Source organism: Bacillus sp. FSL W8-1127, assembly GCF_038006725.1.
Classification (GTDB): domain Bacteria; phylum Bacillota; class Bacilli; order Bacillales; family DSM-4216; genus Bacillus_O; species Bacillus_O smithii.
In genome coordinates, this window is sequence record NZ_JBBOVU010000001.1 from 16258 (window position 1) to 36744 (window position 20487).

Annotated in this window: 13 protein-coding genes, 3 tRNA genes, 4 rRNA genes, 1 other RNA gene and 1 other annotated feature; of the genes, 19 read left to right on the forward strand and 2 right to left on the reverse strand. The window is 44.4% G+C overall.

The genetic code is table 11. The features are described from left to right. Positions 1-14: 14 nt before the first annotated feature. Positions 15-130, forward strand: a 5S ribosomal RNA gene (rrf, locus tag NST12_RS00065). 317 nt (positions 131-447) lie between these two features. Here the strand turns inward: rrf (NST12_RS00065) and NST12_RS00070 are convergent. Then, positions 448-1413: a YaaC family protein gene (locus tag NST12_RS00070; RefSeq protein ID WP_341027602.1), complete on the reverse strand. Its 966-nt coding sequence runs from the start codon at positions 1411-1413 to the stop codon at positions 448-450. Positions 1414-1527: 114 nt separating this feature from the next. On the opposite strand from NST12_RS00070, the gene guaB reads away from it, so the two are divergent. The 6 genes from guaB (at position 1528) to NST12_RS00100 (ending at position 8245) form a co-directional block, all read left to right on the forward strand. Beyond that, the gene (gene guaB, locus NST12_RS00075) at positions 1528-2994 is read left to right on the forward strand and encodes an IMP dehydrogenase (protein WP_003352272.1); all 1467 of its coding nucleotides are present in this window, start codon (positions 1528-1530) and stop codon (positions 2992-2994) included. Positions 2995-3363: 369 nt separating this feature from the next. Continuing rightward, positions 3364-4707 (forward strand): D-alanyl-D-alanine carboxypeptidase family protein, encoded by a 1344-nt coding sequence (locus tag NST12_RS00080; protein ID WP_003352270.1) that lies wholly within the window; start codon positions 3364-3366, stop codon positions 4705-4707. Positions 4708-4865: 158 nt separating this feature from the next. Continuing rightward, the gene (pdxS, locus tag NST12_RS00085) at positions 4866-5747 is read left to right on the forward strand and encodes a pyridoxal 5'-phosphate synthase lyase subunit PdxS (RefSeq protein WP_003352269.1); all 882 of its coding nucleotides are present in this window, start codon (positions 4866-4868) and stop codon (positions 5745-5747) included. A gap of 13 nt (positions 5748-5760) precedes the next feature. After that, positions 5761-6345 carry a pyridoxal 5'-phosphate synthase glutaminase subunit PdxT gene (gene pdxT / locus NST12_RS00090; RefSeq protein WP_003352268.1) on the forward strand — a complete coding sequence of 195 codons (585 nt, stop codon included), beginning with the start codon at positions 5761-5763 and terminating at the stop codon, positions 6343-6345. Positions 6346-6399: 54 nt separating this feature from the next. Continuing rightward, positions 6400-6610, forward strand: a binding site (T-box leader). A gap of 116 nt (positions 6611-6726) precedes the next feature. Further along, positions 6727-8010 (forward strand): serine--tRNA ligase, encoded by a 1284-nt coding sequence (gene serS / locus NST12_RS00095; protein WP_003352267.1) that lies wholly within the window; start codon positions 6727-6729, stop codon positions 8008-8010. A 142-nt stretch (positions 8011-8152) separates the two neighbouring features. After that, positions 8153-8245 (forward strand) — tRNA-Ser (locus NST12_RS00100). A gap of 180 nt (positions 8246-8425) precedes the next feature. Here NST12_RS00100 and NST12_RS00105 read toward each other — a convergent pair. After that, positions 8426-9712, reverse strand: a complete 1287-nt coding sequence (locus tag NST12_RS00105; protein ID WP_340396649.1) for a glycoside hydrolase family 18 protein — start codon at positions 9710-9712, stop codon at positions 8426-8428. Positions 9713-10001: 289 nt separating this feature from the next. Here NST12_RS00105 and tadA point away from each other — a divergent pair, with 289 nt between their 5' ends. The 12 genes from tadA to rrf (NST12_RS00165) all read left to right on the forward strand — a co-directional run bounded on the left by tadA (position 10002) and on the right by rrf (NST12_RS00165) (position 20398). Further along, complete coding sequence (gene tadA, locus NST12_RS00110) at positions 10002-10478, forward strand: tRNA adenosine(34) deaminase TadA (RefSeq protein ID WP_341027608.1); 477 nt, start codon at positions 10002-10004, stop codon at positions 10476-10478. Positions 10479-10589: 111 nt separating this feature from the next. Continuing rightward, an RNA gene (ffs, locus tag NST12_RS00115) (signal recognition particle sRNA large type) lies at positions 10590-10854 on the forward strand. Positions 10855-11266: 412 nt separating this feature from the next. Further along, positions 11267-12958 carry a DNA polymerase III subunit gamma/tau gene (dnaX, locus tag NST12_RS00120; protein ID WP_270584107.1) on the forward strand — a complete coding sequence of 564 codons (1692 nt, stop codon included), beginning with the start codon at positions 11267-11269 and terminating at the stop codon, positions 12956-12958. A 149-nt stretch (positions 12959-13107) separates the two neighbouring features. Then, entirely contained in the window at positions 13108-13431 is a 324-nt protein-coding gene (locus NST12_RS00125; protein WP_003352260.1) for a YbaB/EbfC family nucleoid-associated protein, read from the forward strand. A 9-nt stretch (positions 13432-13440) separates the two neighbouring features. Further along, positions 13441-14037 (forward strand): recombination mediator RecR, encoded by a 597-nt coding sequence (gene recR, locus NST12_RS00130; RefSeq protein ID WP_003352259.1) that lies wholly within the window; start codon positions 13441-13443, stop codon positions 14035-14037. A 13-nt stretch (positions 14038-14050) separates the two neighbouring features. Beyond that, positions 14051-14269: a YaaL family protein gene (locus NST12_RS00135; protein WP_003352258.1), complete on the forward strand. Its 219-nt coding sequence runs from the start codon at positions 14051-14053 to the stop codon at positions 14267-14269. A 54-nt stretch (positions 14270-14323) separates the two neighbouring features. After that, the gene (locus NST12_RS00140) at positions 14324-14590 is read left to right on the forward strand and encodes a pro-sigmaK processing inhibitor BofA family protein (protein ID WP_003352257.1); all 267 of its coding nucleotides are present in this window, start codon (positions 14324-14326) and stop codon (positions 14588-14590) included. A gap of 685 nt (positions 14591-15275) precedes the next feature. Next, positions 15276-16830: ribosomal RNA gene (locus tag NST12_RS00145) — 16S ribosomal RNA — on the forward strand. A 189-nt stretch (positions 16831-17019) separates the two neighbouring features. Further along, positions 17020-17096: transfer RNA gene (locus tag NST12_RS00150), tRNA-Ile, on the forward strand. A 23-nt stretch (positions 17097-17119) separates the two neighbouring features. Continuing rightward, positions 17120-17195, forward strand: a tRNA-Ala gene (locus tag NST12_RS00155). A gap of 80 nt (positions 17196-17275) precedes the next feature. Continuing rightward, positions 17276-20208, forward strand: a 23S ribosomal RNA gene (locus tag NST12_RS00160). Between the two features lie 74 nt (positions 20209-20282). Beyond that, positions 20283-20398, forward strand: a 5S ribosomal RNA gene (rrf, locus tag NST12_RS00165). Together the 16S, 23S and 5S rRNA genes with 2 tRNA genes alongside form the textbook arrangement of a ribosomal RNA operon. Positions 20399-20487 lie beyond the last annotated feature (89 nt).

Here is a 20487-nt window from a genome sequence, read left to right on the forward strand (position 1 = left end):
ACAACTTCATACCGTCTGGTGGCGATGGCGAAGAGGTCACACCCGTTCCCATCCCGAACACGGAAGTTAAGCTCTTCAGCGCCGATGGTAGTGAGGGGATTCCCCTTGCGAGAGTAGGACGCTGCCAGGCAATAGAGAAGGACTTGTTGAACAGATCCCTGTTGATCAAGTCCTTTTTTGTTTGAAGAAAGCGATATACCGTTTTGGCTTGTTGTGATGCCGCTTGAATGAGAGGAACTAATGTGGCTCTTTTTCTAAATAAAACAATCGACTGCGTTTACTTTTGATCGACTGTTCCATTTTTTTAATCAGGCATGTTTCCCAAGTTGCTCGCACTTAGCATAGCGGGATTTCAAGGTGAAATTGAAAAAAGAAGAAATCGAGTAAAGATGTGAAAAAAAGAATGGTATGCTAAATATTTCAATAAAAAATCTTAAGAAGATAATCCTATTTTTCCATTGGCCATTGCTGCAAGTAGTGAGCAATAAAAATTGGCACCTTGTGAGAAGATACTGACATGAATTGGGTAATAAAGGGATAGTCTTCATTGGGGTTGGTTTTTATCAGTTCAAGCCACCACTCTGTTTCATATCTCGCGATCATACTAAGATTGTACAACAAGGCATAGTGAACCATTAGTTCTGGTAGAAAAAAGTTCCTTTTTTCTATAGGGAAGGCGAGTGTTTGATTTTCAAAGTGGTATCGCATCGGAGGATACTCTAATTTATTCCCTTGAAAGGTAAGCTGAAAATAATGGTCATCATGTTGTTCAATGTTCATTTCTTCTCTTATTTTACTGTTCAGGTAATCGATGAATCTTGTTTCGGTCATATGAAAACCGTTTAATATATTTTTTGTCAATAAGAAAGATTGGTGCTGTTTCTTTTCAAGAAGAATAAAGCTGTTTTTTCCGAAAAGAAATCTGAAGGCATTCGATAGTTCAGGTACTTCAAGCAATAGATGTTTCATAACAAACTTTTCTCCTTCTAGTTGTTTCACGTGAAACAATTTATTGGCAAAATGCATAAATAAACCGTTTTTTTGGATTTTCACTTCATCATCTAGAAATTGATAATTTTGTTTTTTTCTTTTTCTGGTGGAGAGGCCGTGTGCAAGCACAGATGTATTTTCCGGATAATAAGGGTCTACTGTTAATAAACAAGCTTTGATGAATTGAATGGTGCCGTAAAAAAGCAAAATAGGCTGCAAAGAAACAGGCGACTGTCGTACTTGTTGAAAATAGGATGTTCCATGTTCGATAAAGTGCATAAATCGGGTGCTATTATGAAAACTGAGGGCAGTGGCTTGTTCACGATTTAAGGATTTATAGCATTGATATAGATATTTTTGAGAGGTGGAAGCGGACTGAAAATAATTTAAAATTTGGAATGGATCAAAATGGTTCTCTATCATGATAAACTGCCTCCCAAAATGTTTGAAAAATCAAACTTATTGTGGATATCTTGACAGTATTTTATCCAATTGATAACCTACTAATAATATTTTGGACTAGGAGGGCGAGAAAAAATGTGGGAAACCAAATTTGTAAAAGAAGGACTAACTTTTGACGATGTTCTGTTGATGCCTGCAAAGTCGGATGTATTGCCAAGAGACGTGGATTTAAGTGTTTCTTTAACAGAAACATTGAAGTTAAATATTCCTATTATCAGCGCTGGTATGGATACCGTAACGGAAGCGGAAATGGCGATTGCCATGGCTCGTCAAGGCGGATTGGGGATTATTCATAAAAATATGAGCATTGAACAGCAGGCGGAGCAAGTTGACAAGGTGAAACGGTCAGAGAGCGGCGTCATTACGGATCCTTTCTTTTTAACGCCTGAACATCAAGTGTATGATGCTGAACATTTGATGGGCAAGTATAGAATTTCCGGGGTCCCGATTGTAAACAATGAACAAGAACAAAAATTAGTCGGCATTATTACGAACCGGGATTTACGGTTTGTACAAGATTATTCCATCAAGATTTCTGAAGTGATGACAAAAGAGAATTTAGTAACGGCTCCGGTTGGGACGACATTAGAAGAAGCTGAAAAAATCCTTCAGAAGCATAAAATTGAAAAACTGCCATTGATTGATGAGAACGGTGTATTAAAAGGATTAATTACGATTAAAGATATTGAAAAAGTGATTGAGTTTCCGAACTCTGCGAAAGATAAGAAAGGACGGCTTTTAGCGGGTGCTGCTGTAGGTGTTACGAAAGACACGATGAAACGTGTGGAGATGTTGGTAAAGGCGAATGTCGATGTCATTGTCATTGATACCGCGCATGGCCATTCGCAAGGAGTTATTAATACCGTGAAAGAAATACGGGCCGCTTATCCGACACTCAATATTATTGCCGGTAACGTTGCAACTGCAGAAGCGACAAGAGCTTTAATTGAAGCAGGGGCAGACATTGTGAAAGTTGGGATCGGACCTGGTTCGATTTGTACGACGCGCGTTGTGGCTGGAGTAGGCGTGCCGCAAATAACAGCGATATATGATTGTGCAACGGAAGCAAGAAAATACGGAAAAGCGATTATTGCGGACGGTGGAATCAAATATTCCGGAGACATTGTCAAGGCGTTGGCTGCCGGAGGGCATGCTGTTATGCTAGGAAGCTTGCTGGCTGGAACTTCCGAAAGCCCTGGAGAAACGGAAATTTATCAAGGACGACGTTTTAAAGTGTATCGAGGAATGGGTTCGATCGGTGCGATGGAAAGTGGTTCAAAAGACCGTTATTTCCAAGAAGATGCCAAAAAATTAGTTCCGGAAGGGATTGAAGGTCGTGTTCCTTATAAAGGACCGCTTGCTGACACGATTTATCAGCTGGTTGGCGGAATCCGTTCGGGCATGGGATACTGTGGAACCAAAAATTTGGAAGAATTGAGAGAAAATGCTCAATTTATCCGGATGACAGGTGCTGGATTAAGAGAAAGCCATCCGCATGATGTCCAAATTACGAAAGAAGCCCCAAATTATTCTTTGTCTTAATGATTGAAATCTGCTTTTGATGTCAACATGACAAATCTCGAGGCGGTAGGGAAATAGCCCTGCCGCCGTTTATTTTTTCTGGTCTAAAAGTAGGTCACAATGAAAGGGAGTCCTTTAGTAATCTAATAGAATTCAAGTTTTAAAAATCATAAAATCAGTTTTCATTCTTGCCGTAAAACGAAATGAACCAGATTACTTAATACATTTCAAATAAGCTGAAAGGAAAAAAGATTCTACGGATATAGTCATGCCTATGGGCCCATTGTGATCGTTTCGAAAATAAAAAGTAGTCCAATCCTCTGTCTACTTTTTGTCTTGAGAGTATGATAAAATATCGAAGGTGTACATATAAAGATGGAGGGCTATTGAGTGAGAAAGAAGAAGGTTTACAAAAGTATCGCCTGTTTAGTCAGCTTGTTGCTATTGACCGTTTTACTTCAATCTCCCGTTCAAGCTCAAGCGGAAGAAACTCCAAATATTAACGCTGCAGCTGCAATTCTAATAGATGGAGATACCGGGAAAATTTTATACGAAAAAAATGCTGATAAAATGTTGGGAATTGCAAGTATGACTAAAATGATGACAGAATACTTGCTTTTGGAAGCGATTAAAGAAAAAAAGGTCAGCTGGGATACGGAATATCGAGTAAGTGATCGTGTTTATAAAATTTCCCAGGAAAGAAATTTTTCAAATGTCCCACTGCGATTAGGAGAAAAGTATAAAATACGAGAATTATATGAAGCCATGGCAATTTATTCTGCCGATGCTGCTTCAATAGCTATCGCCGAAACCATTGCTGGCTCCGAAGAAAACTTTGTGAAATTAATGAACCAAAAAGCGAAAGAACTTGGCTTGCAGTGCAAATTTGTGAATGCAACCGGTTTAAGCAACAAAGATTTAAAAGGAATGTATCCGAAAAATTCAGGGCCAAACGATGAAAATTTGATGACAGCAAGATCTACTGCAAAATTAGCTTATCGACTTATAAAAGATTATCCGGAAGTGTTAAAAACAGCCAGCATTCCCAAAAAGAAATTTCGCCCTGGAACAGCCGATGAAATCAATATGGAAAATTGGAACTGGATGTTGCCGGGATTAGTTTTTGCTTACAAAGGAATGGATGGTTTAAAAACAGGGACAACCGATTTTGCTGGATATTGTTTTGCAGGTACGGCCAAGCGAGGAAATGTACGTCTTATTTCTGTTGTGATGAATGCAAAGGATCCAAGTGGAAAAGGTTCTTATAATGCCAGATTTACCGAAACGAAAAAACTGTTGGATTATGGGTTTAATGAGTTCTCTCGACAAAAAATTTATCCGGCTAAATTACAATTAAAAGGATACGAAACGATAAAGGTTGAAAAAGGAAAAGACAAAGAAGTGACCATTTATACAAACAAGCCTTTTTATGACCTCGTAAAAAAAGGTGAACCTAAAAAATATACCGCTTCTTTCACGCCAGATAGGTCAAAGATTGATAAAAACGGCGCTTTGAAAGCACCTGTTCAAAAAGGTGAAACAGTCGGCTATTTAACCTTCCATTCTGAAACCAACAATCCGTTGGGATACTTGTCAAAAGAGGAAGAAAAAAAGGCTAGCATCCCGGTTGTAACGGCAAAAGCGGTGGATAAAGCGAACTGGTTCATCCTTTCACTACGAAGTATTGGGGATCTTTTCGATGGAATGTTTTCCACAGTTAAAAGCTGGTTTTGATAGTTTTTGACCTCCTTGTATTGACAGGAGGTTTTTTTTGTTGTTTATTTAAATTCAAGGGAATCATATGATCCTCCAATCATATCGGAAAACCCGGATATTTCAAAATTTTTAACAAATAATCATATAGACGTCCTTGTCTGAAGGGGGAATTACAAGTGAGTACAGGTACAGATCGGGTTAAAAGAGGAATGGCCGAAATGCAAAAAGGCGGAGTCATTATGGACGTTGTCAATGCTGAACAGGCCAAAATTGCTGAAGCAGCAGGAGCAGTGGCTGTTATGGCATTGGAAAGAGTCCCTGCTGATATCCGAGCAGCCGGTGGAGTAGCAAGAATGGCAGATCCGCGCGTTGTGGAAGAAGTTATGAATGCTGTTAGCATTCCAGTCATGGCAAAAGCAAGAATTGGTCATATTGTGGAAGCTCGTGTGCTGGAAGCGATGGGTGTAGACTATATCGATGAAAGTGAAGTATTGACACCGGCAGATGAGGAATTTCATATTAATAAAAAAGAATTTACGGTTCCATTTGTATGCGGATGCCGTGATCTTGGAGAAGCTGCCCGTCGAATTGGGGAAGGAGCGTCTATGTTAAGGACAAAAGGAGAACCTGGTACCGGAAATATTGTGGAGGCAGTTCGCCATATGCGCAAAGTCAACGCGCAAGTTCGAAAAGTAGTTCATATGAGCGAAGACGAGCTCATGACGGAAGCCAAGAAATTAGGAGCTCCTTATGAAGTATTGCTTCAAATTAAAAAAGAAGGTCGTCTTCCAGTTGTCAACTTTGCGGCTGGTGGGGTTGCTACACCTGCTGATGCAGCGCTTATGATGGAATTGGGAGCGGACGGAGTATTTGTCGGTTCTGGTATCTTTAAATCTGAAAATCCGGAAAGATTTGCAAAAGCGATTGTAGAAGCAACGACTCACTACCAAGATTATGAATTAATTGCAGAATTATCGAAGAATTTAGGAATTCCGATGAAAGGAATGGAAATCTCCACGCTTTCTCCGGAAAACCGGATGCAAGAGCGCGGTTGGTAAGGGGTTAAACAACATGAAAATTGGAGTACTAGGACTTCAAGGTGCTGTTCGTGAACATATTCGATCTGTCGAAGCATGCGGCGAAGAAGCGTTTGAAATTAAAAAAGTCGATCAGTTGAAAGATTTGGACGGGCTGATTCTTCCTGGGGGAGAAAGCACTACAATGAGACGGCTGATCGACCGCTATGGATTTTTAGAACCTATTAAAGAATTGGCCAATAGCGGAAAACCGATTTTTGGAACATGTGCCGGCCTTATTTTACTGGCGAAAGAAATTGTCGGTTATCAACAACCGCACTTAGGACTCATGGATGTGACGGTGGAACGAAATTCATTTGGTAGACAGCGGGAAAGCTTCGAAGCTGAACTTGATATTAAAGACGTTGGCGAGTCTTTCCCGGCAGTATTTATTCGTGCTCCGCATATTGTGAAAGTCGGCCCTAATGTCGAAGTGCTCGCAAAACATGAAGATCGGATTGTAGCGGCACGGGAAGGCAATCTATTAGGATGTTCTTTCCACCCGGAATTAACGGATGATTATCGGTTTACGAAGTATTTTTTGAACATGGTAAAAGAAGCCAAACAAGCTCGCGTATAAACAACTTGCGAGAGAACAAAAATTATAGTAAATTGGTCTTGAAAATTAAAGAAGATCAAAGCAATGACAGGAAATAGTAGCAGGACATCCCTGGCATAGAGAGTCGATGGTCGGTGGAAATCGAACCGGGATGCTTGTGAATCCATCCTGGAGTGGAATGCTGAAAAAATGAGTAGGCATTTCCGGTTCTCGCCGTTATCCAGATGAAGTGGAAAGTGTGCAACTTTCAATTAGGGTGGCAACGCGGGTTACTCTCGTCCCTTATACAGGGATGAGAGTTTTTTTGTGGATTCAGAGAAACCGGTTGAGCCTGGAAGCTTCAACGTCTAGTTGATTGTTCGAATTCATGGATATAAAAACGTTGGAAAGGAAGTGGCGATAATGTTAGACATCAAGTATTTACGCAATCATTTTGAAGAAGTAAAAGAACGTCTGCAGCACCGTGGAGAAGATTTATCTGATTTTGAAAAGTTTGAAACGCTAGATCAAAAGCGGAGAGAGCTTCTTACGAAAAGCGAACAATTGAAAAGCAAAAGAAATAATGTGTCCCAACAAATTGCTCAAATGAAGCGAGAAAAGCAAAATGCTGACCATTTGATTCAAGAGATGCGAGAAGTCGGGGACGAAATTAAAGAGTTGGACCATCAATTGAAAACTGTAGAAGAAGAACTTCAGCAGTTGTTGTTATCCATTCCGAATATTCCACATGAAAGCGTACCGGTTGGCGATTCTGAGGATGACAACGTGGAAATCCGCAGGTGGGGAGATATCAAAACCTTTGATTTTGAACCGAAACCGCATTGGGATCTTGCTGATCAATTAGGTATTTTAGATTTTGAAAGAGCGGCTAAAGTGACAGGAAGCCGGTTTGTGTTTTATAGAGGGTTAGGCGCCAGACTGGAACGAGCGTTAATCAGTTTTATGCTCGATCTTCATGTGGAAGAGCACGGATACGAAGAGATTCTCCCTCCTTATATGGTCAATCGCGCCAGTATGACAGGTACTGGACAATTGCCGAAATTTGAAGAAGATGCCTTTTTAATTGAAAAAGAGGATTATTTCCTCATTCCTACAGCTGAAGTGCCTGTCACCAATTACTTCCGGGATGAAATTTTGGATGGCGACCAGCTGCCCATTGCATTTGCTGCATACAGTGCATGCTTCCGGTCTGAAGCGGGTTCGGCGGGAAGAGATACGAGGGGATTAATCCGTCAGCACCAATTTAATAAAGTCGAACTTGTCCGCATCGTCAAACCTGAAGATTCTTATGCAGAATTGGAAAAATTGACAGGGCATGCAGAAAAAGTTTTGCAGCTTTTAGGACTTCCGTATCGAGTCATGAGCATGTGTACGGCGGATTTAGGATTTACAGCGGCTAAAAAATATGATATTGAAGTATGGCTTCCAAGCTACAATACGTTCCGCGAAATTTCTTCTTGCAGCAATTTTGAGGCCTTCCAAGCGAGAAGAGCGAATATCCGCTTCCGCAGAGAAAAAAATGCAAAGCCGGAACATGTCCATACGTTAAATGGATCTGGCTTGGCTATTGGACGTACCGTAGCAGCCATTTTAGAAAATTATCAGCAAGCGGACGGAAGTGTGATCATTCCGGAAGTACTCCGTCCTTATATGGGAGGAAAAGAAGCGATCCGCCCGGAAAAATAAAGGAAAGGGACCTGATTGAAAAGATGCTTTCAACGGGTCATCGGAACTTTATAGGCAGAAGGAAAAAAACTTCTGCCTTCTTCTTATATTTTTGGTTATTGACACTATTCATTGATTGTGATAAATTATTTTTTGTCCGTATGGAGGAGTACCCAAGTCTGGCTGAAGGGATCGGTCTTGAAAACCGACAGGCGGGTTACACCGCGCGGGGGTTCGAATCCCTCCTCCTCCGCCATCACTCACAAGCGCATAATATTGGAGATATTGTACAAAATTCGTTACAACTATGTAGCGAATTTTTTTATGTCTTTTTGTCCCGCTCTTGAAACAGAATCTTTCATCCGTTTAGACTTTTATTGGAGGCACAGCTGATCTGTACCGAAGAATGCAGGCAGCCACACTTTCAATGACGCTTTTATTTTTTGACGGGATTGAAATTGTCAGCTAGAAGCAGCCAATTTTGAGGGAAAGAAAGACCTAGTTTCCAATAGCTCATGCCTCTTAAATTGAGTTCTTTCACTAAATCAAATTTTGCTTGAATGGAACGAGCGTCTTCAAACCATACTTTATGCCTTCGATTTTGTTCATCGATGTAGTCGATATACGGGGCTTGAGCTTGTTGGTCATATTGAATGGCGGCGTTGTATTTCACTGCCAAGAGAATAGCCTGCTGCGGGCTAATGGCTTTTGCCGTATCTCTTCCCGGCACAAACGGCAAAGTCCAATCATAACCGTACAAGTTCTGCCCCATTAAAATTTTTTGCGAAGGAATTAATGAAACAGCATATTGAAGAACTTGACGTACAGGTTCAATAGGTGATACGGCCATTGGAGGGCCGCCGCTGTATCCCCATTCATATGTCATAATGACGACAAAATCAACGATGGCTCCGTGGGCTTTATAGTCGTGTCCTTCGTACCATCTCCCTTTTTGGTCTGCACTTGTTTTTGGAGCAAGAGCAGTGGAAATGAACCATCCTTGGCGAGAAAAGAGGTCTTTTGCTTTTCTTAAAAATTGATTATAGGCTTCCCGATCTTCGGGGCGAAGGTATTCAAAATCAAAGTGGATGTCTCGAAAGTGGTATCTGTTGGCAAGGGAGATAATATTTTGGAGAAAGCGGTTTTGAATTTGTTGATCGTTCAACAAAATCTGACCCAACTCGGCACTGAATTGGCCCTGTTCTTGATTCGTAATGACCATCACGAGAATATTGCGGTATTGTGAAGCAATGGCCGCCAAATTGCCCAGGGGAGGCGTGTCCAAAGTTCCATCCCTTTTTGCTCGAAAACTAAAAGGAGACAAAAAAGTCAAATAAGGAGCGGCTTCTCTTGCGCTGGATTCGAGTTCTGGCGATACAGAGGTTCCAAAAGGCTCAACATAGGCGTTAAATTCTGCATTTCGTTTCCGCGATGGGGGGATAAACAGGCGCAATCCTTCTCTTAGCACTGTGTTTACTGAAATTCCGTTTACGCGAGCAAGTTCTTCAGGAGATAAGCCATATCTGCGGGAAATGGACCAAAGGCTGTCCCCCCTACGAACAGTATAAAAGCTCCCAGAAGTAGGAATGACAATCGCTTGCCCGATTACCAGATGATCGGGATTCGGCAATTGATTGGCCGTTTCAATAGCATTTGCGTTTATGTTATACTCTCGGGCAATGCTAGTTAATGTCTCATTTTGTCTAACCACATGAATTTGCAATCCGATTCCCCCTCTAGATGTATTCATTAGTAAATGTTTATGACAGAGACGAGCAAGATATTCGAAAGTTTTGGCTATTCATTCGGATCCGCTTTTCCTGTGCAATATAAAATATGATTGACTGTACATATGTTCATTTTTCTGTGCGAAAAGAAGATTCTTCCTCGCGCCGCTTATTGGGTTTTGCCTTTCGTATTTTATGAGGATGTGATTTTTCCCTGTTTAAGGTGAAAAGTGTTTATGATCGAAATGATTGTCCCTCGAAAACGAATATGAGGAGTTGTTCCACATGAAAGAACAAGATCTTTTTTTTATGAAAATAGCGATCGAAGAAGCAAAAAAGGCGGAAGAAATCGGCGAGGTTCCGATAGGCGCAGTCATTGTTATGAACAATCAAGTCATAGCCAAAGCTCATAACAAAAGGGAAACGTCCCAAAATGCTGTTGCCCATGCAGAGGTGTTAGCGATTCAAGAAGCTTGCAGAAACGTTGGCTCTTGGAGGTTGGAGGGAGCGACATTGTATGTTACGTTGGAACCATGTGCCATGTGCAGCGGGGCGATTGTATTGTCACGGATAGAACGTGTGGTATACGGAGCTAAAGATCCAAAAGGAGGCTGCGCAGGCACGCTGATGAATCTATTGACGGAAGATCGCTTTAATCATCAATGCGACGTGACCGCCAGAGTGCTTGAACAAGAGTGCGGGGCAATATTGACGGATTTTTTTCGAAAATTAAGAGAAGAAAAAAAGAAAAATAAGGGATAAATATAAAATATCAATGATAGGATGAAAATCTTAACATCGGTTGCTTTTTTATAGTCGACCTAGTATACTAATATATGCACCAATAAGGTGCTTAATATGGTATCAACTATGCCGTGCTAGGTGGGGAGGTAGCGGTGCCCTGTACCCGCAATCCGCTCTAGCGGGACTGAATCCCTTCCCCCGGTCGATATTCTGCAGGGTCTGCCTTAAGCAAGTGGTGTTGACGTTTGGGTCCTGCGCAATGAGAATCCACGAACCATGTCAGGTCCGGAAGGAAGCAGCATTAAGTGGACCATCTCATGTGCCGCAGGGGTGCCTGAACCGAGCTAACTGCTTAAGTAACGCTTGTGGGAGTCGGTCAAAGGAAGGTGCACGGCAGTTTCATACATAATAAAAAAAGTCCATCCTTTCATGGGGTGGGCTTTTTCGCTTTTGATTACCTAATCGTCTCTTTGTATTGGTGTAAAAAGTTTTTTCTATAGGTTATAATAAAGTGAAGCTTTTATTATTTGGAAATCGTATATTGTAGTGGCGATTCGTTGGCTCAATCAGACATACTCAGGCAGAAAATTTATGTTTTTTCATTTGGGGCCAGTAAGACTCCTGCATTAAGGATTCGAAGCAAAAATGATCGTTTGGCGGTGCTGACTGTCTCTAAATGTCTGATAGGTTCATTAATCATCAGTGGAGATGATAGAACTCTTTTGCTGGAAATTTCATTTCAATCGATAAGAGAGATTCTTCTGCCTGATCAGATAATGGAATCATAACTTTACGGAGGGGGAATCATGAGTTATCAAGCTTTATACCGTGTCTGGCGTCCGCAAACTTTTGCTGATGTCGTAGGCCAAGAACATGTGACGAAGACATTGCAAAATGCCCTCCTTCAACAAAAAATTTCTCATGCTTATTTGTTCACGGGCCCGCGAGGAACGGGAAAAACGAGCGCGGCTAAAATTTTGGCAAAAGCCGTCAATTGTGAGCATGCACCAACTATGGAGCCTTGTAATCAATGCAGCGCATGCAAAGGAATTACGGATGGATCGATACCGGACGTAATAGAAATTGACGCCGCTTCCAATACGGGAGTGGATGATATTAGGGATATTCGAGATAAAGTCAAATATGCGCCGAGTGCGGTTCCTTTTAAAGTATACATTATTGATGAAGTTCACATGTTGTCGATTGGCGCTTTCAATGCTTTGCTGAAAACGTTGGAAGAACCGCCGAAACATGTTATTTTTATTTTAGCTACAACGGAGCCTCATAAAATTCCGCTGACCATTATTTCAAGATGTCAGAGATTTGATTTTAAGCGTATTACAACCCAAGCGATTGTGGAAAGAATGAAGCTGATCGCAGATGAGTCTGGCGTTTCGTACGAAGAAAATGCTCTGCGGATCATAGCTCGGGCAGCGGAAGGCGGAATGAGGGATGCTTTAAGTTTATTGGATCAGGCGATTTCCTTCAGCAATGAAAAGTTGACGGAAGAGGATGCCCTTGTAGTCACCGGATCCGTTGGACATAGCACATTGAATCATCTTGGGCGGGCTATTTTGGAAAAAGATATTGCAGCAGCAATGGAAGGGTTGGAAAGTCTATTCATGAAAGGGAAAGACCCTTCAAGATTTACGGAAGATTTCATTCATTATTTTCGAGATCTCCTTTTATATAAAACAGCCCCTCAGCTCGAAGATACTTTAGAGCACCCTGCTGATGAAGAATTTATTTCTTTGGCTCGAGAGTTTCCGACTGATTTCATCTATGATTGCATAGAGATTTTAAATCAAACTCAACAAGAAATGAAATTCACGAATCATGCTAGAATATATTTGGAAGTAGCTTTCGTGAAAATGTCTCAAGCGGAAACGAAACCAGTCACATCGCAAGTTCAGCCGGACTTGTCGAAACTGCTTAGCAGGATCGAAACACTAGAGCAAGAGTTGCATGAATTGAGAAGCAGAGGACTTTCCCCGGAAGAAACTTCCCCTGTGAAAACACCGCCAAAGAATCCAATACGGTCGCACCATGACTATAAAGTGCCAGTGAAGAAGATCGAGCATATTTTAAAAGAGGCGACCAAACAGGATTTGCAATTATTGAAAAGCCGGTGGGGAGAAATGCTCGAAATTCTCAATCAACGCCAAATGCGGTCACAGGCGGCATTACTGAACGATGCGGAACCAGTAGCTGCTTCGCCGGATTCGTTTGTATTAAAATTTAAATATGACATTCATTGTAAAATGGCGATGGAAAATGCAAAATTTGTAGAAGCGATTTCTTCGGTGTTTGGGGAATTGACGGGAGTTCGCTATGTGCCGGTGGGTATTCCGGAAGAAAAATGGCATATCATTCGCGAAAATTTTATCAGACAACAAAAGGAGAACATCGCCGATGACGGCAGCCGTAATGAGGAAGATCCTCTAATTGCCGAAGCAGTGAAGCTTGTGGGAGAAGACTTGCTAGAGATTAAAGATTAATATTCATGGTATATCACATCCTGGCTTAGTCTTTTTAAGAAATATGTATTTTGGTCAGCTTATTTTTAGTGATAGGAATGCTCCTGCTCATTGAATAATTACCTTTCTAAAGCAGGTCATGGAGCAGATAAAAATGGAGGATGATAAAAATGATGCGTGGAATGGGCAATATGCAGAATATGATGAAGCAAATGCAAAAAATGCAAAAGAAGATGCAGCAAGCACAAGAAGAACTCGGTGAAAAAAGAGTAGAAGGTACGGCAGGCGGCGGCATGGTAAAAGTGGTTGTTTCTGGCCATAAAGAAGTGCTGGACGTAATCATAAAAGAAGAAGTAGTGGATCCGGAAGATGTTGAAATGCTGCAAGATTTAGTGCTTGCTGCTACAAATGACGCACTCAAGAAAGTAGATGAATTGACGAATGAAACAATGGGGCAATTTACAAAAGGGTTAAACATCCCAGGGTTGTTCTAGGAGGAAATTATGCATTATCCAGAACCGATTACAAAACTCATCGATAGTTTTATGAAACTGCCAGGAATCGGGCCGAAAACTGCCGCCCGACTGGCATTTTTTGTTCTCGACATGAAGGAAAATGAAGTATTGGATTTTGCCAAAGCGCTTGTCGACGCTAAACGAAATCTTGGATATTGTTCCATCTGTGGGCACATCACGGATCAGGATCCGTGTTATATTTGTCAGGATGAAAGAAGAGACCGAAGTGTAATCAGCGTTGTCCAAGATCCAAAAGACGTGATTGCCATGGAGAAAATGAAAGAATATAACGGATTGTATCATGTACTTCACGGGGCTATTTCTCCTATGGATGGCATCGGACCGGAAGATATCAATATTCCTAGTTTGCTAAAAAGGCTGCAAGATGAAACGGTTCAAGAAGTGATTCTTGCCACCAACCCCAATATCGAAGGAGAAGCAACGGCAATGTATATTTCTCGTCTTCTAAAACCGACCGGTATCAAAGTAACGAGAATTGCTCACGGACTTCCGGTTGGAGGAGACTTGGAGTATGCGGATGAAGTAACGTTGTCGAAAGCACTGGAAGGAAGAAGAGAGATATAGGCGGTGAAGGTAAGTGCTGATTCGGAAGAAACATAAATTAAAAGCGGAATTTGACAACAAACTTATTGAACAGATGGAAGCGGCGCGGCAAGAATGGCTGCAGCAAAGCAATTTTTTAAAACTAAGCATGGAGCAAAGCCTCGATTTGATCACGCGAAAGAAAATCGCTGAAGCCAAATATTTTTTTCTCTATCGAGAAGCTAAAAAAAGAAAAATTATCATAAAAAGATAGCCTGGTTCATAAGATCTCCTAAGTGGACAAACTTATGAGATTGGAGGGGCTTTTTTGGAATTTGCTTATTCATTGGGGATATTGGCGATCTTGCTTTTGTTGTGGATTGCTTTTAAAGCAAATGTCAAACCGTTAAAATTTTTAGGCAACATTGTTATAAAGGGGGCCATCGGTGCTCTATTCTTATTTCTTCTGAATTTGTTCGGCAACCAGTATAGTTTGCATGTCCCTATTAACCTAGCAACTTCTTTTATAGCCGGTCTTTTGGGAATTCCTGGAGTTTGCGCCCTTGCCGCCATTCAGTTATGGATTCTTTCGTAATGTTTGTACGATGATTGAATCGATACCTGCTTTTCAGCTGAGCTGTTTGCAGGGCGGGTATGTTGGAATTTGAGATATTTTCTTTTCGTAATGGAAATCATCATTTATTTGGAATTTCTTTAAATGTTTTTGAAAGGTATGTTGAACCAGACAGAGACGTCCAACAAGGGCGACTCTGTTTTGTTATGACTTTAGTAAGTTGAGCTCGCGATAGCGTGCGAAACAATAAACCACCTGCTATGCGGGTGGCGCTGATTTGCTTTTTCATTTTGCTTATCCCAATTGTTTTTTACGATTATCTTTTTGTTACACGGCTTCTTGTTCAAAGTGAAGGCATGCTTTTGAAAAATCTTTTGGATATGATCGAATGGACTTGTGAAACTAGATTTCATTCTCTTTGTTTTCGTTATTAAGAGCTGTAACTTAAGTAAGATGATGATATTACCATATTGGACCGAATAATTTTCTTTACACTTTAAAAAAATGTAGTATTAGTATTGACAGCTATATTTAATGGTGATAATATATATCTCGTCGCTGTTAGTTCTTGAAAAAAAGAAAAAACAGTAGACATAAATTTAGATTTGTGATATTCTTTAAAAGTTGACAGGAAATTGATCTTTGAAAACTGAACAAAACGAAGCGTAAACCAATGTTTCAATAGAAACAAGCCAAGTCAAATTTCTTTTTGGAGAGTTTGATCCTGGCTCAGGACGAACGCTGGCGGCGTGCCTAATACATGCAAGTCGAGCGGACTTTCAAGAAGCTTGCTTTTTGAAAGTTAGCGGCGGACGGGTGAGTAACACGTGGGCAACCTGCCTGCAAGACGGGGATAACTCCGGGAAACCGGGGCTAATACCGGATAATATCTTCCTTCGCATGAAGGAAGGTTGAAAGGCGGCGCAAGCTGCCGCTTGCAGATGGGCCCGCGGCGCATTAGCTAGTTGGTGAGGTAACGGCTCACCAAGGCGACGATGCGTAGCCGACCTGAGAGGGTGATCGGCCACACTGGGACTGAGACACGGCCCAGACTCCTACGGGAGGCAGCAGTAGGGAATCTTCCGCAATGGACGAAAGTCTGACGGAGCAACGCCGCGTGAGCGAAGAAGGTCTTCGGATCGTAAAGCTCTGTTGTCAGGGAAGAACAAGTACCGTTCGAACAGGGCGGTACCTTGACGGTACCTGACCAGAAAGCCACGGCTAACTACGTGCCAGCAGCCGCGGTAATACGTAGGTGGCAAGCGTTGTCCGGAATTATTGGGCGTAAAGCGCGCGCAGGCGGTCTCTTAAGTCTGATGTGAAAGCCCACGGCTCAACCGTGGAGGGTCATTGGAAACTGGGAGACTTGAGTGCAGAAGAGGAGAGCGGAATTCCACGTGTAGCGGTGAAATGCGTAGAGATGTGGAGGAACACCAGTGGCGAAGGCGGCTCTCTGGTCTGTAACTGACGCTGAGGCGCGAAAGCGTGGGGAGCGAACAGGATTAGATACCCTGGTAGTCCACGCCGTAAACGATGAGTGCTAAGTGTTAGAGGGCTTCCACCCTTTAGTGCTGCAGCTAACGCATTAAGCACTCCGCCTGGGGAGTACGGCCGCAAGGCTGAAACTCAAAGGAATTGACGGGGGCCCGCACAAGCGGTGGAGCATGTGGTTTAATTCGAAGCAACGCGAAGAACCTTACCAGGTCTTGACATCCTTCGCTACCTCTAGAGATAGAGGGTTCCCCTTCGGGGGACGGAGTGACAGGTGGTGCATGGTTGTCGTCAGCTCGTGTCGTGAGATGTTGGGTTAAGTCCCGCAACGAGCGCAACCCTTGACCTTAGTTGCCAGCATTCAGTTGGGCACTCTAAGGTGACTGCCGGTGACAAACCGGAGGAAGGTGGGGATGACGTCAAATCATCATGCCCCTTATGACCTGGGCTACACACGTGCTACAATGGATGGTACAAAGGGTCGCGAAACCGCGAGGTGGAGCTAATCCCAAAAAACCATTCTCAGTTCGGATTGCAGGCTGCAACTCGCCTGCATGAAGCCGGAATCGCTAGTAATCGCGGATCAGCATGCCGCGGTGAATACGTTCCCGGGCCTTGTACACACCGCCCGTCACACCACGAGAGTTTGCAACACCCGAAGTCGGTGAGGTAACCCTTACGGGAGCCAGCCGCCGAAGGTGGGGCAGATGATTGGGGTGAAGTCGTAACAAGGTAGCCGTATCGGAAGGTGCGGCTGGATCACCTCCTTTCTAAGGAAGAAGAAAAGCAGAGGCGACTGTTCAGGTGCGACAAGCACAAGACAGCTTGCGAGGAGGTAGTATTTCAACCACCGCAGCAAGATGGATTGTGACCTCGAGCACCTAGGAGCCGGAGCTGGACAGATATCAATTGTACGCTTTCGTTTTGTTCAGTTTTGAAGGATCAATCCTTCCTGGTGGGGGCCTGTAGCTCAGCTGGTTAGAGCGCACGCCTGATAAGCGTGAGGTCGATGGTTCAAGTCCATTCAGGCCCACCATGTGAAAACCCAATAGAAATGAAGGGGCCTTAGCTCAGCTGGGAGAGCGCCTGCTTTGCACGCAGGAGGTCAGCGGTTCGATCCCGCTAGGCTCCACCAAATCTGATTGTTCCTTGAAAACTAGATAGAAGAAAGAAGCAGCATAAACCGAGTATCGCCATCTAGGATAGAACCAACATGGTTAAGTTAGAAAGGGCGCACGGTGGATGCCTTGGCACTAGGAGCCGATGAAGGACGGGACTAACTCCGAAAAGCTCCGGGGAGCTGTACGTAAGCGTTGATCCGGAGATTTCCGAATGGGGAAACCCGCTGCCCGTAATGGGGCAGCATCCTTGCCTGAATCCATAGGGTAAGGAAGGCAACCCGGGGAACTGAAACATCTAAGTACCCGGAGGAAGAGAAAGCAACAGCGATTCCCTGAGTAGCGGCGAGCGAAACGGGAACAGCCCAAACCAGAAGGCTTGCCTTCTGGGGTTGTAGGACACCAATCGTGGAGTTACAAAGGAACGAGGTAGACGAAGAGGTCTGGAAAGGCCCGTCAGAGAAGGTAACAACCCTGTAGTCGAAACTTCGTTCCCTCCCTGGTGGATCCTGAGTACGGCGGGACACGAGGAATCCCGTCGGAAGCTGGGAGGACCATCTCCCAAGGCTAAATACTCCCTAGTGACCGATAGTGAACCAGTACCGTGAGGGAAAGGTGAAAAGCACCCCGGGAGGGGAGTGAAAGAGAACCTGAAACCGTGTGCCTACAAGTAGTCAGAGCCCGTTTACGGGTGATGGCGTGCCTTTTGTAGAATGAACCGGCGAGTTGCGATCTCATGCGAGGTTAAGTCGGAAAGACGGAGCCGCAGCGAAAGCGAGTCTGAACAGGGCGCATGAGTATGGGGTCGCAGACCCGAAACCAGGTGATCTACCCATGTCCAGGGTGAAGGTGAGGTAACACTTACTGGAGGCCCGAACCCACGCACGTTGAAAAGTGCGGGGATGAGGTGTGGGTAGGGGTGAAATTCCAATCGAACTTGGAGATAGCTGGTTCTCTCCGAAATAGCTTTAGGGCTAGCCTCAAGGAAAGAGTCTTGGAGGTAGAGCACTGTTTGGACTAGGGGCCCTCATCGGGTTACCGAATTCAGACAAACTCCGAATGCCAGTGACTTATCCTTGGGAGTCAGACTGCGAGTGATAAGATCCGTGGTCAAAAGGGAAACAGCCCAGACCGCCAGCTAAGGTCCCAAAGTATACGTTAAGTGGAAAAGGATGTGGAATTGCTTAGACAACCAGGATGTTGGCTTAGAAGCAGCCACCATTTAAAGAGTGCGTAATAGCTCACTGGTCGAGTGATTCTGCGCCGAAAATGTACCGGGGCTAAACGTATCACCGAAGCTGCGGGTGGACACCTTCGGGTGTCCGCGGTAGGAGAGCGTTCTAAGGGCAGAGAAGCCAGACCGGAAGGACTGGTGGAGCGCTTAGAAGTGAGAATGCCGGTATGAGTAGCGAAAGAAGGGTGAGAATCCCTTCCACCGAATGCCTAAGGTTTCCTGAGGAAGGCTCGTCCTCTCAGGGTTAGTCGGGACCTAAGCCGAGGCCGACAGGCGTAGGCGATGGACAACAGGTTGATATTCCTGTACCACCTCTTTTCCGTTTGAGCGATGGGGGGACGCAGGAGGATAGGGTAAGCGCACTGTTGGATGTGCGTCCAAGCAGTGAGAGGGGCAGCGAGGCAAATCCCGTTGTCACTAACCTCAAGCTGTGACGGCGAGAGAAATATAGTACCGAAGTTCCTGATTCCACACTGCCAAGAAAAGCCTCTAGCGAGGAAAAAGGTGCCCGTACCGCAAACCGACACAGGTAGGCGAGGAGAGAATCCTAAGGTGTGCGAGAGAACTCTCGTTAAGGAACTCGGCAAAATGACCCCGTAACTTCGGGAGAAGGGGTGCTTTTTGGGGTGCATAGCCCCGAGAAGCCGCAGTGAATAGGCCCAGGCGACTGTTTAGCAAAAACACAGGTCTCTGCGAAGCCGTAAGGCGAAGTATAGGGGCTGACGCCTGCCCGGTGCTGGAAGGTTAAGGGGAGCGCTTAAAGCTTTGCTTGAAGGTGCGAACCGAAGCCCCAGTAAACGGCGGCCGTAACTATAACGGTCCTAAGGTAGCGAAATTCCTTGTCAGGTAAGTTCTGACCCGCACGAAAGGCGTAACGATCTGGGCACTGTCTCAACGAGAGACTCGGTGAAATTATAGTACCTGTGAAGATGCAGGTTACCCGCGACAGGACGGAAAGACCCCGTGGAGCTTTACTGCAGCCTGATATTGAATTTTGGTACAGCTTGTACAGGATAGGTAGGAGCCTTGGAAACCGGAGCGCCAGCTTCGGTGGAGGCGCCGGTGGGATACTACCCTGGCTGTACTGAAATTCTAACCCGCACCCCTGATCGGGGTGGGAGACAGTGTCAGGTGGGCAGTTTGACTGGGGCGGTCGCCTCCTAAAAGGTAACGGAGGCGCCCAAAGGTTCCCTCAGAATGGTTGGAAATCATTCGCAGAGTGCAAAGGCAGAAGGGAGCTTGACTGCGAGACCTACAAGTCGAGCAGGGACGAAAGTCGGGCTTAGTGATCCGGTGGTTCCGTATGGAAGGGCCATCGCTCAACGGATAAAAGCTACCCCGGGGATAACAGGCTTATCTCCCCCAAGAGTCCACATCGACGGGGAGGTTTGGCACCTCGATGTCGGCTCATCGCATCCTGGGGCTGTAGTCGGTCCCAAGGGTTGGGCTGTTCGCCCATTAAAGCGGTACGCGAGCTGGGTTCAGAACGTCGTGAGACAGTTCGGTCCCTATCCGTCGCGGGCGCAGGAAATTTGAGAGGAGCTGTCCTTAGTACGAGAGGACCGGGATGGACGCACCGCTGGTGTACCAGTTGTCTCGCCAGAGGCATCGCTGGGTAGCTATGTGCGGAAGGGATAAGTGCTGAAAGCATCTAAGCATGAAGCCCCCCTCAAGATGAGATTTCCCATTTCTTCGGAAAGTAAGATCCCTGAAAGATGATCAGGTAGATAGGTCCGAGGTGGAAGCGTGGTGACACGTGGAGCTGACGGATACTAATCGATCGAGGACTTAACCAAAAGAAAGCGAAATCGGTGAAACTGCTTCTTCTATCTAGTTTTGAAGGAACAATCGTTCCGACAACTTCATACCGTCTGGTGGCGATGGCGAAGAGGTCACACCCGTTCCCATCCCGAACACGGAAGTTAAGCTCTTCAGCGCCGATGGTAGTGAGGGGATTCCCCTTGCGAGAGTAGGACGCTGCCAGGCAATAGAGAAGGACTTGTTGAACAGATCCCTGTTGAACAAGTCCTTTTTTGTGTGCGCCCGGCATGGGTGTAATCTATAGGGTGAAAGTC

Coding starts and splice junctions, on each gene's coding strand:
- NST12_RS00125 (WP_003352260.1), top strand. CDS start 13,108: ATGATGCGTGGAATGGGCAATATGCAGAATATGATGAAGCAAATGCAA.
- serS (WP_003352267.1), top strand. CDS start 6,727: ATGTTAGACATCAAGTATTTACGCAATCATTTTGAAGAAGTAAAAGAA.
- pdxT (WP_003352268.1), top strand. CDS start 5,761: ATGAAAATTGGAGTACTAGGACTTCAAGGTGCTGTTCGTGAACATATT.
- tadA (WP_341027608.1), top strand. CDS start 10,002: ATGAAAGAACAAGATCTTTTTTTTATGAAAATAGCGATCGAAGAAGCA.
- dnaX (WP_270584107.1), top strand. CDS start 11,267: ATGAGTTATCAAGCTTTATACCGTGTCTGGCGTCCGCAAACTTTTGCT.
- guaB (WP_003352272.1), top strand. CDS start 1,528: ATGTGGGAAACCAAATTTGTAAAAGAAGGACTAACTTTTGACGATGTT.
- recR (WP_003352259.1), top strand. CDS start 13,441: ATGCATTATCCAGAACCGATTACAAAACTCATCGATAGTTTTATGAAA.
- NST12_RS00070 (WP_341027602.1), bottom strand. CDS start 1,413: ATGATAGAGAACCATTTTGATCCATTCCAAATTTTAAATTATTTTCAG.